The sequence below is a fragment of the Sphingomonas sp. CROZ-RG-20F-R02-07 genome, assembly GCF_022662335.1.
Taxonomy (GTDB): Bacteria; Pseudomonadota; Alphaproteobacteria; order Sphingomonadales; family Sphingomonadaceae; genus Sphingomonas.
Map to the genome: position 1 here is coordinate 172,099 of NZ_JAKNQJ010000003.1, position 15,697 is coordinate 187,795.

Genomic DNA, 15,697 nt, shown 5'->3' on the forward strand with positions numbered 1-15,697 from the left:
AACCGGATGTTGAGGATGAGGCTTTACCCTCTCCGTTCATGCCAGGGGGACGAACGTGCCGGCAGGGTTGACGATCGGCGTGAAGCCGCGAGAGCCAAGGACGAAGGTGCTGGTGCCGTGCCGCCTGAAGAGCGGCCGCGGCTGGTCCGATGCGTGCATCCACAATATCTCGTCGCGCGGCCTGCTGATCGGGCTGGACGATGCGCCGGAGAACGGCAGCTATGTCGATATCCGCCGCGGCACGCTGGTGATCGTGGGCCGCGTCGTCTGGAGCAGGCAGGGCTTCATCGGCATCCGCACGCAGGACAAGGTGAGCGTGGCCGCCGTGGTGAACGAGCCGCGCGTGGGCCGACCGGGCGCGCCGGCCGCGCCGGCCGGCAACGCCCCCGCACCCGACCGGCGCGCGCACGACCGCCTGTCCGCGCAAGGACGCATTGGCCGTCGGGTGGAGCGCAACCGCCAGCGCGCGACGGTGTTGCAGTTCGGCGCGATCTCGCTCGGCGGGGTGGCTGTCGCGATCTTCGCGGCGATCGAGGTGCGCGCCGTGCTGGCCGCGCCGCTGGCGGCGATCGGCACGGCACTGGGCAGCGCGAACTAGAATTTGATGACGTGACTTGAATCCGTTCGCCCTGAGCTTGTCGAAGGGCCTGTCCAGAATGCGAAAGCGCGAGCGCGGAAAGCGTGCTTCGACAAGCTCAGCACGAACGGATTTTTTCGCGATCCCATCAAGCCAACGTCAGCCCGCTCCAGCCCCTCACCCCACCAGCGCACGGTCGCGCAGGCCGCGCCAGACGCGCAGCGCCTGCACCGTCTCGGCGACGTCGTGGACGCGCAGCAACTGGACGCCCGCCTCCGCCCCCTTCAGCGCCAGCGCCAGGCTGCCGCCCAGCCGGCGTTCGACGGGCGCCTCGTTGTCGAGCGCGCCGACCAGCCGCTTGCGGCTCGCCCCCAGCATCAGCGCGCAGCCGAGCCCGTGGAACACCGCAAGGCCATTCAGCAGCGCGAGATTGTCCTGGAGCGACTTGCCGAAGCCGATGCCCGGATCGACCAGGATGCGCGATCGGGGAATGCCCGCCGCCTCGACCGCGGCGATCCGCGCCGCCAGCCAGTCGAACACCGCGCCCACCACGTCGCCATAGGCCACCCGGCCATGGCCGCCCTTTTCGGGATCGGGCGAATGCATCAGCACGACCGGGCAGCCCGCCTTGGCCACCACCTCCAGCGCGCGATCGTCCCACAACAGCGCCGACACGTCGTTGACGATCGCCGCGCCCGCCGCCAGCGCCGCCTCCATCACCCCCGCCTTGCGGGTGTCGATCGAAACCGGCGTGCCGCTCGCCGCCAGCCGTTCGATCACGGGCACGACACGCTGGGTCTCGTCGCCCTCCCACACCATCGCCGCGCCAGGCCGGGTCGATTCGCCGCCCACGTCGATCAGCGCCGCGCCCGCGACCGCCATGTCGACTCCCGCCGCGGCAGCGGCGGCCGGATCGCCGCCATGTTTCGCACCGTCCGAGAAACTGTCCGGCGTGACGTTCAGGATGCCCGCCACCAGCGGCTGATCGAGCCGCAGCGTCCGCGCGCCGAGCGTCAGCGGCGCACGCGGCGCGGTGATCGCGGCGTGGAGTGCCGCCGCCCGCTCATGGCCGAGCGCGAGCGTGCGTTCGAATTCGGCGATCGGAACGGTGGTGCGCCCGCCGTCGGCGTGCACGTCATAGGCCGCGAACCAGCTCATCCCGCCAGCCAGCCGCGCGACCGTGCCGTCGCGACCGATGGGCGAATCCACGAACTGGACGGGGCGGAGGTGGAACGGGGTCATCTAAGGCTGCCGTTCCCCGGCAAAGGCCGGGGTGCAGTTGGAAAGGGCTTCGTGACTATGCGCAACGCCGATCACCTGCGTCCCCCCAATACTGGGCCCCGGCCTTCGCCGGGGAACGGAGGCGTCTCGCCGCTCAAGGCTGGGTCGCGAGCAGATAGGTCTGGCGCAGCGTGTCGATGGGGCGAAGCGCGCCGTCCGCCTCGTGATGCCAGAAGCTCCAACCGTTGCAGGCCGGAGCGTTCTGGAGCGTGGCGCCCAGCTTGTGGATCGATCCGCTGGCGCCGCAATCGCTCAGCAGCGATCCGTCCGCGCGCACCGTCACGCGCCAGCGCCGCTTCACGTCGACCAGCACCGCGCCCGGCGCCAGATACCCGTTCTCGACCAGGGTGCCGAACGCCACCTTGGGCGCCTGGCGCGGGCTCATCATCGTGGCGAGCGCGGATTCGTCGAGCGGCAGCGCCGCCGCGATCCGCTCCTCGGCGGCGGCGATATAATCCGCCTCGCGCTCGATCCCGATCCAGCGCCGCCCCAGCCGCTTGGCCACCGCGCCCGTCGTGCCGGTGCCGAAGAACGGATCGAGCACCACGTCGCCGGGCTTGGTGCAGGCGAGCAGCACGCGGTAGATCAACGCCTCGGGCTTCTGCGTCGGGTGCACCTTGGTGCCGTTCTTCTTCAGCCGCTCGCCGCCGCCGCAGATCGGGAACTCCCAGTCGCTGCGCATCTGCAATTCGTCGTTCAGCGTCTTCATGCTGCGATAGTTGAAGGTGTATTTCGCCTTCTCGCCCTTCGACGCCCAGATCAGCGTCTCGTGCGCGTTGGTGAAGCGCGTGCCGCGGAAATTGGGCATCGGATTGGCCTTGCGCCACACGATGTCGTTCAGGATCCAATAGCCCAGATCCTGCACCGCGGCGCCGACGCGGAAGATGTTGTGATAGCTGCCGATCACCCACAGCGCGCCGTCGTCCTTCAGGATGCGGCGCGCCTCCTTCAGCCAGGCGCGGGTGAAGCGGTCGTACAGCGCGAACGTGTCGAACTTGTCCCAATCGTCGGTGACGGCATCGACATGGCTGCCATCGGGCCGGAACAGCTCGCCGCCGAGCTGCAGATTATAGGGCGGATCGGCAAAGATCATGTCGACCGATTTCGCCGGCAGCGCTTTCATCTGCGCGATGCAGTCGCCGCGCAAAATCTGGTCGAGCGGCAGCGCGGCGGGCGCGGCGGTCTCGGATCGCGCGGTGCGCGGTCGCGCGATGGTTTCGGTCACTGCCATGTCTTGCCCCTAATTCGCCGGCCATTCCTGCGGACGGGGCGGAATCCGTCAAGCCTTGATTGCCGGCGCGGCACCGGCGGCGAGCGGCGCGCTACCGTGCCGATGACCCGATCGCGGCCAGATATGGAGTCTGGCGATCCCTGCGGACTCAAGCGCTGGTGGTGTGGCCGAAAAGACTCGGGGGCCCGGATTCGCGCATCCGGTACGCCGCGGCGACCGGCGCGAAGCTGCGGCGGTGCAGCGGGGTCGGCCCATGTTCGGCCAGCGCGCGCAGATGCGCAGCACAACCATAGCCCTTGTTCGACGCCCAGCCATAATGCGGATGCGCCTCGGCATGCGCCAGCATGATCGTGTCGCGGGTGTGCTTGGCGACGATCGAGGCCGCGGCGATCGACAGCGAATGCGAATCGCCCTTCACGATCGGCGTTGCGGCATAGCCCCATCGCGGCAGCCGGTTGCCGTCGACCAGCACATGGCCCGGCGCCTGGCCGCCCTCGCGGGCCAGCGCCTCGACCGCGAGCGTCATCGCCTTCATCGTCGCCCAGTGGATGTTGAGCGTGTCGATCTCGTCCGCCTCGACGATGCCGATGCCGACCACCGCACAGGCCATCAGCCGCCCGTGCAGCCGCGCGCGGGTGGCGGCGGAGAGCGTCTTGGAATCGTCGATCCCGCGCGGCACGCCCCTGGCCGGCAGGATCACGGCGGCGGCCACCACCGGCCCCGCCAGCGGCCCGCGGCCCGCTTCGTCCACCCCCACGACGGGGGCGAGGCAGAGCTTTTCGTGTTTGAGGCTTGGGCGGGTGGGTTTTTGAGTCATCGGGAGAGGCTTGGCCTGGAAGAGGAGGTTTCGCGCAAAGACGCGAAGACGCCAAGAGGGATCGTGCGCGGCAGCGCACCCGCGCCATCACCCATCGATGAAGAAAGCGCCGCAGGCGCGGCCGGGCAGGACACCTTCGCGTCTTCGCGTCAACCACCCTCTTTCGGCATGTTTCGCACGCCGCCGCAGCGGTCGAGCCGGATCAGTCATCATACGGCACCCGCCCCATCGCGTGCCCCATCGGCCCGTGCCCCGCGCCGAGGCCGGGCGCGTGCGCCAGCGCGGCGCGGACGAAACCGATCGCGCGCTCCACGGCGGCGGCCAGCGGCATGCCCTGCGCCAACCCGGTCGCGATCCCGCTCGCCAGCGTGCAGCCGGTGCCATGGGTGTGGCGCGTCGCGATCCGCGCATGGGTCCAGCGGCTTTGCGTGCCGTCGGCGGCGATCAGCCGGTCCTCGACCCGGTCGCCCGCGCCATGCCCCCCCTTCACGAGCACCGCGCCGCCCTGCGCCCGGACCGCATCCTCGCCGCCCAGCGCCGCCAGTTCGGGCAGATTGGGCGTCGTCACCGTCGCCCGCCGCATCAGCCGTCCGAAGGCGGCGATCGTCGCGGCGTCGGCCAGCGTCGCGCCGCTCGTCGCGATCATCACCGGATCGAAGACCACCGGCACCCCGGCCATGGTGCCGAGCCAGTCCGCCACCGCATGCGCGGTGGCCGCCGAGCCGATCATGCCGATCTTCACCGCATCCACGCCGATATCATCCGCCACCGAGCGGATCTGCGCGATCACCATCTTGGCCGGCACCGGCATCGCCGCCTGCACGCCCTGCGTGTTCTGCGCGGTGATCGCCGTCACCGCGGTCATCGCATGGCCGCCGAGCATCGTGATCGTCCTGATATCGGCCTGGATCCCCGCCCCGCCGCCGCTGTCCGATCCGGCGATCGCCAGCACGCGCGCGATCGTCATCCCGGATATTGCCGCCGGGTCGAGGCCGGATGGTCCTTCAGCGCCTTGCCGGTGCGCGTCGGCCGGTCGAGCAGCTCGCCGCCGCAATTGGGGCAACGCTCGTCCAGCGCATCGGCGCATTCCGCGCAGAAGGTGCATTCGAGCGAACAGACGAACGCACCCCCCGCATCCGCCGGCAGATCCGCGCCGCAGCGCGCGCAATCGGGGTGCATGGCGAGCATCAGGCCGCCGCCGCCTTCACCGCGTCGCAGATCCGGTCGACCACGCGCTCGACCTGCTGCGAATCGTCGCCCTCCGCCATCACCCGGATCACCGGCTCGGTGCCCGAAGGCCGGATCACCAGCCGACCACGCCCCGCGAGCTCCGCCTCGGCCTCCGCGATCACCGCCTTCACGCTGTCGGCCTCCAGCGGCTTGCCGCCGGCGAAGCGCACGTTCTTCAGCAATTGCGGCAGCGGCTCGAACCGGTGCAGCACCGCGCTCGCCGGGGCGCCCGCGCGGCGCACCTCGGCCAGCACCTGAAGCGCGGCGACCAGCCCGTCGCCGGTGGTGGCGTAATCGGCGAGGATGATATGGCCCGACTGTTCGCCGCCCACATTGTACCCGCGCGCGCGCATCGCCTCCAGCACGTGCCGGTCGCCCACGCTGGTGCGGATCAGCCCCAGGCCCTGCGCCGCCAGATGCCGTTCGAGCCCCAGATTGGACATCACGGTCGCCACCACGCCGCCGCCCGCCAGCTTGCCCTGCCGCGCCCAGCCGGCCGCGATCGTCGCCATCAGCTGGTCGCCGTCGACCACCTTGCCCTTTTCGTCGACCACGATCAGCCGGTCGGCATCGCCGTCGAGCGCGATGCCGATATCGGCGCCGCTCGCGACCACCGTCTCCGACAGCGTCTGCGGCGCGGTGGAGCCGACGCCGTCGTTGATGTTGGTGCCGTCGGGCGTCACCCCGATCGCGATCACGTCCGCGCCCAGCTCCCACAGAGCGGAGGGCGCGACCTTGTACGCCGCGCCGTTCGCGCAATCGATCACCACGCGCATCCCGTCGAGCCGCAGGTCGCGGGGAAAGGTGGCCTTGGCCGAGTTGATGTAGCGGCCCTGCGCATCGTCGATCCGGCGCGCGCGGCCGATATGGTCGGCGGCCGCGAGCGGAATGTCGCCGTCGATCAGCGCCTCGATCGCCGCCTCCGCATCGTCGCTGAGCTTGTAGCCGTCGGGGCCGAACAATTTGATGCCGTTGTCGGCGAACGGATTGTGGCTGGCCGAGATCATCACGCCGATATCGGCGCGCATCGACTGGGTGAGCATGGCCACGCCGGGCGTCGGCATCGGCCCGACCATCACCACGTCCATGCCCACGCTGGTGAAGCCCGCCACCAATGCCGATTCGAGCATATAGCCCGACAGCCGCGTGTCCTTGCCGATCAGCACGCGGTGGCGGTGATCGCCGCGCAGGAAATAGGTGCCGGCCGCCATCCCCACCTTCATCGCCATCGCCGCGGTCATCGCACCCGCATTGGTGAGGCCGCGAATCCCATCGGTGCCGAAATATTTTCTTGCCATGCCTGCCGCCGTCCGTTCCGCTAGAGCCGTACGCCAACCGCTCTAATGCATCGGCGGGCGGCGGGGCCACCCCCTGCCGCACGCCGCATGTCTGCCCAACCCGTTCGAAAGTCCCCATGTCGCAGGCGACCCGGATCCTTCTCTCGCTCGTCGCCGGCCTGATCGGCGGAATCGCGCTCGCCGCCTTCGCGCCCGCCCTGGTCGATCCGGCCGCCAGCGTCGCCCAGCCGATCGGCACCGCATGGCTGAACGCGCTGCAGATGACGATCGTGCCGCTGGTGGTGGCGCTGCTCATCACCGGCGTCGCGGCCACCGCCGAGGCGGCGCAGGCGGGGCGGCTCGCCGCGCGCGCGATCGCGCTCTACGTCGCGCTGCTGGTCGCCTCGGCCACCGCGGCGGCGGTGCTGACGCCGCTCTTCCTGCGCATCGTGCCGATCCCCGCCGCCTCCGCCGCCAGCCTGCGCGCCGCGCTGGTGGGGCACGAGACCGTCGCCAAGGCGCCGCCGCTCGGCCAGTTCCTCGCCGGCATCATCCCCGCCAACATCGTGAAGGCAGCAGCGGAAAACGCGTTCCTGTCGCTCATCATCTTCGCGCTCGTCTTCGCCTTTGCGATGACTCGGATCGCGCCCGAGGGCCGCGCGCTGCTCACCGCCTTCTTCACCGCGGTGCGCGATGCGATGCTCGTCGTGATCGAATGGATCCTGTGGATCGCGCCGGTCGGCGTGTTCGCGCTGGCGCTCGTCGTCGGCGCGCGCGCGGGCACCGGCGCGTTCGGTGCGCTCGTCCATTACATCGCGATCGTCGCGGGCGTCGGCGCGGTGGTGTCGCTCGCCGCCTATCCGCTGGCGGTGATCGGCGGCCGCACCGGGCTTGGCGCCTATACCCGCGCGGTGTTGCCAAGCCAGGCGGTCGCGATCAGCACGCAATCCTCGATCGCGACGCTGCCGGCGATGATCGAGGGCGCGAGCGCGCTGGGCGTGCCGGTCGCCACCTCGGGCGTCACGCTGCCGCTGGCGGTGGCGATCTTCCGCGCGACCGGGCCGGCGATGAACCTGGCTGTGGCGATCTACGTCGCCACCTGGTTCGGCGTGACACTCACGCCCGCCGTGCTCGCGGTCGGGATCGTGGTGGCGACGCTTACCTCGCTCGGCTCGGTCAGCCTGCCCGGCACGATCAGCTATGTCAGCGCGATCGCACCGATCGCCTCGGCGCTGGGCGCGCCGGTTGCGCCGCTCGGCCTGCTCGTCGCGGTGGAGACCATCCCCGACATCGTCCGCACGCTCGGCAACGTGATGATGGACCTTGCCGCCACCTTGGCCGTTTCCGCTCTTAGCGCCCGGCCGACCGACGACCGGGGCTGACCACGGAGACCTCCTGATGAAACAGCGCACCTTGGGCGACGGCCTCGTCGTCTCCGCGCTCGGCCTTGGCTGCATGCCGATGGTGGGCGACGGCATGTACGGCGCGGCGGACGAGGGCGAGAGCATCGCCACCATCCACCGCGCGATCGACCTGGGCGTCACGCTTTTCGACACCGCCGAGATCTATGGCCCGCACACCAACGAGGCGCTGCTCGGCCGCGCCATCAAGGGCAAGCGCGACGGATTGGTGATCGCCACCAAATTCGGCTTCCGGATCGAAGACGGCAAGCGCGGCCAGGGGCTGAACAGCACGCCCGAAAACGTGCGCGCAGCGTGCGAGGGATCGCTGAAGCGGCTCGGCATCGACACGATCGACCTGTTCTACCAGCACCGCGTCGATCCCGACGTGCCGATCGAGGAGACGGTGGGCGCGATGGCCGATCTGGTGAAGGCGGGCAAGGTGCGCCATCTGGGCCTGTCGGAGCCCGGCATCGAATCGATGCGCCGCGCCGCCGCGGTCCACCCGATCGCCGCGCTCCAGAACGAATATTCGCTGTGGGAGCGCGATCTGGAGACCGAGATCCTGCCGCTCGCCCGGGCGCTCGGCATCGGGCTCGTGCCCTATAGCCCGCTCGGCCGCGGCTTCCTGACCGGGCAGGCGCAGCGGCCGGAGACCCTGGGCCCGGACGATTTCCGCCGCAACGATCCGCGCTACGCGCCCGAGAATTTCGACCGCAACATGGAAATGGTCGCCGTGGTGAAGCGGATCGCCGACGCGCACGGCGTCAGCGCGGCGCAGGTGGCGCTCGCCTGGCTGCTGGCGCAAGGGCCCGATGTGGTGCCGATCCCCGGCTCCAAGCGGCGCGCCACGCTGGAGGACAGCATGGCCGCGCCCGATCTCGCGCTCACCGCCGACGATCTCGCCGCGCTCGACGCCGCCGCCCCGCGCGGCGGCACGGCGGGGCCGCGCTATGGCGAGGCGATGATGGCGATGGTCCGCCGCTGAATCACCGCCTGCGGGGCGGGACCGTCTCGCCGTCGGTACGGAAACCGGCGGCGGACGGTTCGGCCAGTTCGTTCTGCCCCGCCATTGCATGCGCGGGATCGTCGACGAGCGTGTCGAGATGCATCAGCCGGCGGAACCACGGCGCGATCGCGATCAGCACGACGCCCGCACCGATCCCGAACCAGCCGACCGTCGTGTAGACGTCGAGCACGCGTTCCTGGCCTGCCCCCGCCACGCCCTCACCCCCGCCGGTCGCCTGCGAGATCAGCCCGGCGGCGAAATTGCCCGCCGCGGTGGCGAAATACCAGGTGCCCATTACCAGGCTGGCCATGTTGGCCGGGCTCAGCCGGTTCATCGCCGACAGGCCGACGGGCGACAGGCACAATTCGCCCGTCGTCTGGAACAGATAGATGAGGAAGATGAAGAGCACCGGGGTCAGCTGCCCGATCCCCGCCGCCTTCGCACCCCACACCAGCACCAGAAAGCTGAAGCCGAGCTGGAGCATGGCGATCCCGAACTTGGCGGGCGCGGACGGCTCGCGCCCGCGTTTGGCGAGAAACGTCCACAGCCATGCGATGACCGGCCCGAAGATCATGATGTAGAGCGAGTTGACCGACTGGAAGACCGAGGCCGGCACGTCGAAGCCCGCCATGTGGCGATCGACATGCTCGTCGGTATAGAGGTTCAGCGAATTGCCCGCCTGTTCGAACAGCGCCCAGAACAGGATCGAGGCGAAGATCAGGAACAGCAGCGCGAAGATCCGGTCGCGGTCCTCGCGCGGCAGGCGCAGCACGGCGGTGTAGATCACATAACCGACCAGCGCCGCGCCCGCGATGCCCAGCAGCGTGCCGACCAGATCCTGATGCTGGATCAGCCACCAGATCGCCACCACCGCGATCAGGCCGCTGGCATAGAGCCACGCCTCGAACGGCAGCCCCACAGTCCGCGTGCGCAGCCGCGCTGGATCGGTGGGCTCGCCCCGGCCGAGCAGCGCGGGCCGGCCGAGCACGAACACCACCAGGCCCAGCAGCATGCCGACGCCCGCCGCGCCGAATCCCCAAGACCAGCCATAGCGTTCGCCCAGCCAGCCGGCGACGATCGCGCCCAGGAACGCGCCCGTGTTGATGCCGATATAGAAGATCGTATAGGCCGGATCGCGGCGCGGATCGGTGCGCGGATAGAGCTGCCCCACGATCACCGAGATATTGGCCTTCAGGAAGCCCGCGCCGACGATGATGAAGCTGAGCGCGAGCCAGAACAGGTTGATGGTCGGATCGCTTTGGCCGCCGCTGCCCTCCACGGCCATCAGCCCGTGGCCGAGCACCAGCAGCACCGCGCCGTACAGCACCGCCTTGCGCTGCCCGAGATAGCGATCCGCCATGTAACCGCCGATCACCGGCGTGATGTACACCAGCGCGGTATAGGCACCGTAGATCAGCGAGGCATGTTCCTTGTCGAACAGCCAATGCTTGGTGAGATAGAAGATCAGCAGCCCGCGCATGCCGTAATAGGAAAACCGCTCCCACATCTCGGCGAAGAACAGCACGAACAGGCCGACGGGGTGGCCGAGAATGGTGCGCCCCTCGGGAAGCGGCGGCGTGGGGTAGGCGGCGATGGCCATCGGCGGCTCTGCACTCCAGATATCGTCGCCGACTGCCGGCATACGCGGATATCGGCGCCAGCGTAGCGGCAAAGCGCGCCCTGTAAATATGCGGGGGCCACGCCTATCTGTCGCGACGATGCTGAACGACGCCTCCACCCCGCTTTCGCTGCTCGCCACCCGCCGATCGGGCAAGCCGCGCGACCTCGTGGCCCCCGGGCCCGTCCCCGATCAGCTCGCGACGATCCTGACGATCGCCGCGCGCACCCCGGATCATGGCAAGCTCGCGCCCTGGCGCTTCGTGGTCGTGCCACTGGAAGCGCGCGCGGCGCTGGCGGGCGTGCTGGCCGAGGCCTTTCGCGCCGAGCGGCCGGGTGCGCAGGCCGCCGAGCTGGAGGGGCTCGCCCAGTTCGCGCACCAGGCGCCCGCGCTCGTCGTGGTGTTGTCGTCGCCCAAACCCAGCAAGATCCCGGTCTGGGAGCAGGAATTGTCCGCCGGGGCGGCCTGCATGAACCTGCTCCACGCCGCGCATGCGCTGGGCTTCGCCGGCGGCTGGCTCACCGGCTGGCCGGCGTTCAGCGAGACGGTGCGCGACGCGTTTGGCCAGGCGCCCGAGCGGATCGCCGGTTTCGTCTTCCTCGGCACCCCCTCGCGCCCGCTCGACGAACGCCCCCGGCCCGACATGGCGGCGATCGCCAGCGTCTGGGCGGAGGGCCGGGGCTCGTGAGACTCGACGCCGCCGCCCCTTTGCTGTATTAACGCAGCATGACAGCGCTCAACAGCGACGACAGCCCCGTCTATATCCGCCTGCGCGGCACGATCGCCGCCGGCATCCTGCGCGGCGATTACGGCGCGGGCGACCAGCTTCCCTCGGTCCGCGCCTTCGCCGCCGAACATGGCGCCAACCCGCTGACCGTCGCCAAGGCGTATCAGAGCTTCCAGGACGACGGCTATGTCGAGGTGCGCCGCGGTGTCGGCATGTTCGTGCTGCCCGGGGCGGCCGAACGGCTGCGCATCGCCGAACGCGAGACGTTCGTGGGCGTCCACTGGCCCCGCATCCGCGACCATATCGCGCTACTGGGCCTCGACGCGGGCGATCTGCTCGAACGCGCCTAGAACAGCCCGAGCGTGGCCACTTCGTCCACGTCCAGATCGATGCCGAACATCAGGCTGAGCCGCATGCGATAGATGCGCGGATCGGCGACCTCGCCGCTCGTCGCCTCCTCGCCCGATCGGCGGCGATACAGCCGGTCGGTCAGCGTGGCGAAGCCGCGCGGCAGCACGATGCTGACGATCGCATGGTTGCGAAAGCGGCTGTCGGGCGCGGTCGATGTCCAGTGGTTGCTGAGCATCAGGTCCGCCGGTTCGACGTTCGCCAGCGTGAAGCTATATTGCGCGCGCAGCCCCGCGCCCGTGTCGCGGCCGTCGGTGGTGAGCGGATCGCCCTCGCGCGCGAGCATCCAGCCGTCCTCGCTGCTGGTGAGCACGAAGCGCGCGCCATCGGGCGCCAACGTCTCGGCGCCGTCCGCCAGCGGCATCACCGGTGCATAGCTGCCGCCGAAGCCCGCATCCGCAATCCAGTTCTGTCCGTCGATCGTGACCAGCGCCAGCGTGTGCGTCAGCGGCGGCACGCCGGTCGCCCCCAGCCAGACGCGGGCGAGCAGCGGCCGCGCGACGAAGCCCAGCGCGTCGAGCGCATCGAGGAACAGCCGGTTCTGCTCGAAGCAGTAACCGCCGCGCCGCGCGGTCACCAGCTTGGCGAACACGCTCGCGCTGTCGATCGCGATGACCCGCCCGAGCCGCACGTCCAGATTTTCGAACGGGATCGCCAGCCGGTGCGCCTGCTGCAGCCGCTGGAGCCCGGCCGCATCGGGCGTCGGCCGCGCCGGCATGCCGATCCGCGCGAAATACGCGCCGACGTCGAAGCTCATGCCGCGAACATCTCCGGCTCCACGGCGTAGAGCGTCTCCGCGCTCGCAGTGGCGGCGGCGAGCAACCCCATCGCCTCGGGCACGATCTGTTCGAGATAGAAACGCACCGCCGCCGCCTTCATCCGCGCGAACGCATCGTCCCCTGCCCCATTCTCGACGACGGCGCGGCCCTGTCGCTCCATCAGCCAGCCGCAGGTCGCGACCGACAGCATCGTGAGGAAGGGATAGCTCGCCGCCAGCCGGTCGTCCGCATCCGCCGTCGCGAGCCGCCGGCCGACATCCTCGCACGCATCGACCAGCGCGCGCAGCCGCGCGTCGCGCGCCTCCGCGCGAATGTCGGCGATCAGCCGCGCGAACACGCCGCCATTGTCCAGCCCAAGCTTGCGCCCGACCAGATCGGCCGCCTGGATGCCGTTGGTGCCCTCGTAAATGGGGGTGATCCGCGCATCGCGGAAATACTGCGCCGCGCCCGTCTCCTCGACATAGCCCATGCCGCCATGGACCTGGATGCCGATGCTGGCCACTTCGTTGCCGATATCGGTGCCATGCGCCTTGGCGAGCGGCGTCACCAGCTCGAGCCGACCGCGTGCTTCGGCATCGCCCAGCCCCGCGCGATCCACCTGGCCCGCGGCATAATAGACCAAGGCGCGCGCGGCCTGGGTCTGCGCCTTCATCCGCATCAGCATGCGCCGTACGTCGGGATGCTGGACGATCGCGACCGACGCCTTGTCGGGCGATCCCGCGCGCGCCGACTGCACCCGATCCAGCGCATAGGCGACCGCGGCCTGGGTCGCGCCCTCGGCCACCTGCACGCCCTGCAGGCCGACGTTCAGCCGGGCGTTGTTCATCATCGTGAACATCGCGCGCATCCCGGCATGTTCCGCCCCGATCAGCTCGCCGATGCAATCGTCGTGATCGCCGAAGCTCAAGACGCAGGTGGGCGAGGCGTGCAGCCCCATCTTGTGCTCGATCGACACGACGCGCACGTCGTTGAAGTCGCCCGGCGTACCATCCTCGGCCAGCCGGTATTTGGGCACGAGGAACAGCGAGATGCCGCGCGTGCCCGGCGGCGCGTCCGGGGTGCGCGCGAGGACGAGGTGGACGATGTTCGCCGCCATGTCGTGATCGCCGAACGAGATATAGATCTTGGTGCCCTTGATCGCCCATTTGCCGTCACCGAGCGGCTTGGCCGTGGCGCGGAGCGCGCCGACATCGCTGCCCGCCTGCGGCTCGGTTAGGTTCATCGTGCCGGTCCATTCGCCGGTGGCCAGATGCGGCAGATAGAGCGCCTGCTGCTCGGGGCTGCCGTGATGCGCCAGCGCCTCGATCGCGCCCACCGTCAGCGTGGGGCAGAGCGCGAAACCCATGTTCGCGGAGCCGAGCGTGTCGAGCACCGCGGTCTGGATCGCGAACGGCAACCCCTGCCCGCCGAACTCTTCGGCCACGCCGATCGTGCCCCAGCCGCCCTCGACATAATCGCGGTACGCCGCGCCGAACCCGTCGGGCATCACCACGCCGTCCGGCGTCCATTTCGCCCCCACGGTGTCGCCGATCCGGTTGAGCGGCGCCCATTCGCCCGCCGCGAACTGGCCGACGCCGTCGAGCACCGCATCGACCACGTCGTCGCTCGCCGCCGCAAAGCGCGGCGTCTCGGCCAGTTCGCCGATCCGCACCACCTGATCGAGTACGAAACGCTGTTCCTGCGTCGGGGGGGTGAAAGCCATCGTCGCGTCCTCTTATCTCTCGCTTATGGCGGGGCTATAGCGGCGCATCATGGCGCCTCCAAACCCCCGAATTCTCCCTTACGGCACGGCCGCCATCGCGGCCGCCGCCGCCGCGATCCGCGCCGGGGGAATCGTCGGGGTGCCGACCGAAACCGTCTATGGCCTGGTCGCGGACGCGACCGATTCGAAGGCGGTCGCGCGGATCTATGCGGCCAAAGGCCGGCCGCGCTTCAACCCGCTAATCGTCCATGTGCTCGACCGCGCCGCCGCCGATCGGATCGCGGTCTTCGATGCCGATGCCGCCGCACTCGCCGACGCCTTCTGGCCGGGACCGCTCACGCTGGTGCTGCCGCTGCGCGCCGATGCCGGGATCGCCGCGCTGGTCACGGCGGGGCTCGCCACGATCGCGGTGCGCGTGCCCTCGGGACGGGCGATGCGCGACCTGATCGCCACGAGCGGTCGGCCGCTCGCCGCACCATCGGCCAACGCCAGCGGCGGCATCAGCCCGACGACCGCCGCACATGTCGTCGCGAGCCTCGGCGACGCGGTGCCGCTTGTGATCGACGACGGCGCCTGTGCGGCGGGGCTGGAGTCGACGATCGTGGCGGGGCGCGAAATCCTGCGTCCGGGGCCAGTGACGGCGGCCGATCTCCAGATCCTGTTCCCCGGCGAAGGCCGGGGCCCAGCGGGGACGGCTCCCGCGACCGCGCACAGCGCATATCAGGGCGCCCCCCCAACCGGGCCCCGACCTTCGCCGGGGAACAGGGTCGTCAACGCGCCCGGCCAGCTCGACAGCCATTATGCGCCGCGCAAGCCGCTCCGTCTGGATGCCACCACCGCCCAACCCGGCGAGTGGTTCATCGGCTATGGCCCGCTCCCCGGCGACGAGAGCCTCGGCGACGACCCCGTCACCGCCGCGGCCAATCTCTTCGCCGCGCTCCACCGCGCCGATGCCGCACCGGGCACGCGGATCGCGGTGGCGCCGATCCCGCCCGAGGGTATCGGCGCGGCGATCGCGGATCGCCTGCGCCGCGCCGCGCACCGTTAGGCGGTCACCGCCCGCGAGCGTTCTGCAAAGCTCTTGCGCAGCTTCTGCAGCTTGGGCGGGATCACCGCCATGCAATAGGGATTGGAGCGCCCCGACGTCTCCCAATAATCCTGGTGATAGCCTTCGGCCGGATACCAGGTGGCGCCGATCGCATCCGTGGGCGTCTCGATCGTGGTGACGATAGGCTTGGCCGAGTCAACCTGCGCGCGCGCCTTCGCGGCTTCCATCTTGGCGGCCTGTTCCGCGTCCTTGGGGAACATCGCCGAACGATATTGCGTACCGACATCGTTGCCCTGCCGGTTGAGCTGCGTCGGATCGTGCGTCGCAAAGAAGATGTCGAGCAGGTCGCCCAGCGCCAGCCGCTCGGGATCGAAGCCGATCCGGATCGCCTCGGCATGGCCGGTATCGCCGCCGCACACCGCGCGATAGGTCGGGTCGGCGACATGCCCCCCGATATAGCCGCTTTCGACCGACTCCACGCCGATCACATCCTTGAACACCGCCTCGGTGCACCAGAAACACCCGCCCGCCAGCATTACAACATCCGTCATGTCCGTCTCCTTTCGCCCAAGATAGGAAGCCGCTAACCGAGC

The 15,697-nt window shown here is 70.0% G+C and carries 16 protein-coding genes; 6 read left to right on the top strand and 10 right to left on the bottom strand.

Annotated elements, in window-relative coordinates; all coding sequences use genetic code 11:
• The first annotated feature begins 55 nt into the window (after positions 1 to 55).
• The gene (locus L8H00_RS06500; protein WP_242096436.1) at positions 56 to 598 is read left to right on the top strand and encodes a PilZ domain-containing protein; all 543 of its coding nucleotides are present in this window, start codon (positions 56 to 58) and stop codon (positions 596 to 598) included.
• A 156-nt stretch (positions 599 to 754) separates the two neighbouring features.
• On the opposite strand, the gene folP is transcribed toward L8H00_RS06500, so the two are convergent.
• The 6 genes from folP to glmM all read right to left on the bottom strand — a co-directional run bounded on the left by folP (position 755) and on the right by glmM (position 6,434).
• Positions 755 to 1,819, bottom strand: a complete 1,065-nt coding sequence (gene folP / locus L8H00_RS06505) for a dihydropteroate synthase (RefSeq protein ID WP_242096437.1) — start codon at positions 1,817 to 1,819, stop codon at positions 755 to 757.
• 133 nt (positions 1,820 to 1,952) lie between these two features.
• Positions 1,953 to 3,089: a site-specific DNA-methyltransferase gene (locus L8H00_RS06510; RefSeq protein ID WP_277924304.1), complete on the bottom strand. Its 1,137-nt coding sequence runs from the start codon at positions 3,087 to 3,089 to the stop codon at positions 1,953 to 1,955.
• Between the two features lie 148 nt (positions 3,090 to 3,237).
• On the bottom strand, positions 3,238 to 3,906 hold the full coding sequence (locus tag L8H00_RS06515) for a ribonuclease HII (RefSeq protein WP_242096438.1): 669 nt from the start codon (positions 3,904 to 3,906) through the stop codon (positions 3,238 to 3,240).
• Between the two features lie 202 nt (positions 3,907 to 4,108).
• Positions 4,109 to 4,873 (bottom strand): bifunctional hydroxymethylpyrimidine kinase/phosphomethylpyrimidine kinase, encoded by a 765-nt coding sequence (gene thiD, locus L8H00_RS06520; RefSeq protein ID WP_242096439.1) that lies wholly within the window; start codon positions 4,871 to 4,873, stop codon positions 4,109 to 4,111.
• Positions 4,870 to 5,094 carry a DUF1272 domain-containing protein gene (locus L8H00_RS06525; RefSeq protein WP_242096440.1) on the bottom strand — a complete coding sequence of 75 codons (225 nt, stop codon included), beginning with the start codon at positions 5,092 to 5,094 and terminating at the stop codon, positions 4,870 to 4,872. The genes thiD and L8H00_RS06525 overlap by 4 nt, the downstream gene beginning before the upstream one ends.
• Complete coding sequence (gene glmM, locus L8H00_RS06530; RefSeq protein ID WP_242096441.1) at positions 5,094 to 6,434, bottom strand: phosphoglucosamine mutase; 1,341 nt, start codon at positions 6,432 to 6,434, stop codon at positions 5,094 to 5,096. The genes L8H00_RS06525 and glmM overlap by 1 nt, the downstream gene beginning before the upstream one ends.
• Positions 6,435 to 6,550: 116 nt before the next feature.
• Here glmM and L8H00_RS06535 point away from each other — a divergent pair, with 116 nt between their 5' ends.
• Both L8H00_RS06535 and L8H00_RS06540 read left to right on the top strand, forming a co-directional pair.
• Complete coding sequence (locus L8H00_RS06535) at positions 6,551 to 7,795, top strand: cation:dicarboxylase symporter family transporter (protein ID WP_242096442.1); 1,245 nt, start codon at positions 6,551 to 6,553, stop codon at positions 7,793 to 7,795.
• Positions 7,796 to 7,811: 16 nt separating this feature from the next.
• The gene (locus L8H00_RS06540) at positions 7,812 to 8,801 is read left to right on the top strand and encodes an aldo/keto reductase (RefSeq protein ID WP_242096443.1); all 990 of its coding nucleotides are present in this window, start codon (positions 7,812 to 7,814) and stop codon (positions 8,799 to 8,801) included.
• Between the two features lies 1 nt (position 8,802).
• Here the strand turns inward: L8H00_RS06540 and L8H00_RS06545 are convergent, their stop codons facing one another.
• On the bottom strand, positions 8,803 to 10,422 hold the full coding sequence (locus tag L8H00_RS06545; RefSeq protein WP_242096444.1) for a peptide MFS transporter: 1,620 nt from the start codon (positions 10,420 to 10,422) through the stop codon (positions 8,803 to 8,805).
• 118 nt (positions 10,423 to 10,540) lie between these two features.
• Here L8H00_RS06545 and L8H00_RS06550 point away from each other — a divergent pair, with 118 nt between their 5' ends.
• Positions 10,541 to 11,128: a nitroreductase gene (locus L8H00_RS06550; protein WP_242096445.1), complete on the top strand. Its 588-nt coding sequence runs from the start codon at positions 10,541 to 10,543 to the stop codon at positions 11,126 to 11,128.
• Positions 11,129 to 11,166: 38 nt separating this feature from the next.
• Entirely contained in the window at positions 11,167 to 11,517 is a 351-nt protein-coding gene (locus L8H00_RS06555) for a GntR family transcriptional regulator (protein ID WP_242096446.1), read from the top strand.
• Here L8H00_RS06555 and L8H00_RS06560 read toward each other — a convergent pair.
• On the bottom strand, positions 11,514 to 12,332 hold the full coding sequence (locus tag L8H00_RS06560) for an arylamine N-acetyltransferase (protein ID WP_242096447.1): 819 nt from the start codon (positions 12,330 to 12,332) through the stop codon (positions 11,514 to 11,516). The two genes, L8H00_RS06555 and L8H00_RS06560, sit on opposite strands and share 4 nt — an antisense overlap.
• The gene (locus L8H00_RS06565; protein WP_242096448.1) at positions 12,329 to 14,056 is read right to left on the bottom strand and encodes an acyl-CoA dehydrogenase; all 1,728 of its coding nucleotides are present in this window, start codon (positions 14,054 to 14,056) and stop codon (positions 12,329 to 12,331) included. Before L8H00_RS06565 ends, L8H00_RS06560 begins: the two co-directional genes overlap by 4 nt.
• Positions 14,057 to 14,105: 49 nt before the next feature.
• On the opposite strand from L8H00_RS06565, the gene L8H00_RS06570 reads away from it, so the two are divergent.
• Positions 14,106 to 15,104, top strand: coding sequence for an L-threonylcarbamoyladenylate synthase (locus L8H00_RS06570; protein ID WP_242096449.1), 999 nt, complete (start codon positions 14,106 to 14,108; stop codon positions 15,102 to 15,104).
• Here L8H00_RS06570 and msrA read toward each other — a convergent pair.
• Positions 15,101 to 15,655 carry a peptide-methionine (S)-S-oxide reductase MsrA gene (gene msrA / locus L8H00_RS06575; protein ID WP_242096450.1) on the bottom strand — a complete coding sequence of 185 codons (555 nt, stop codon included), beginning with the start codon at positions 15,653 to 15,655 and terminating at the stop codon, positions 15,101 to 15,103. The two genes, L8H00_RS06570 and msrA, sit on opposite strands and share 4 nt — an antisense overlap.
• Positions 15,656 to 15,697 lie beyond the last annotated feature (42 nt).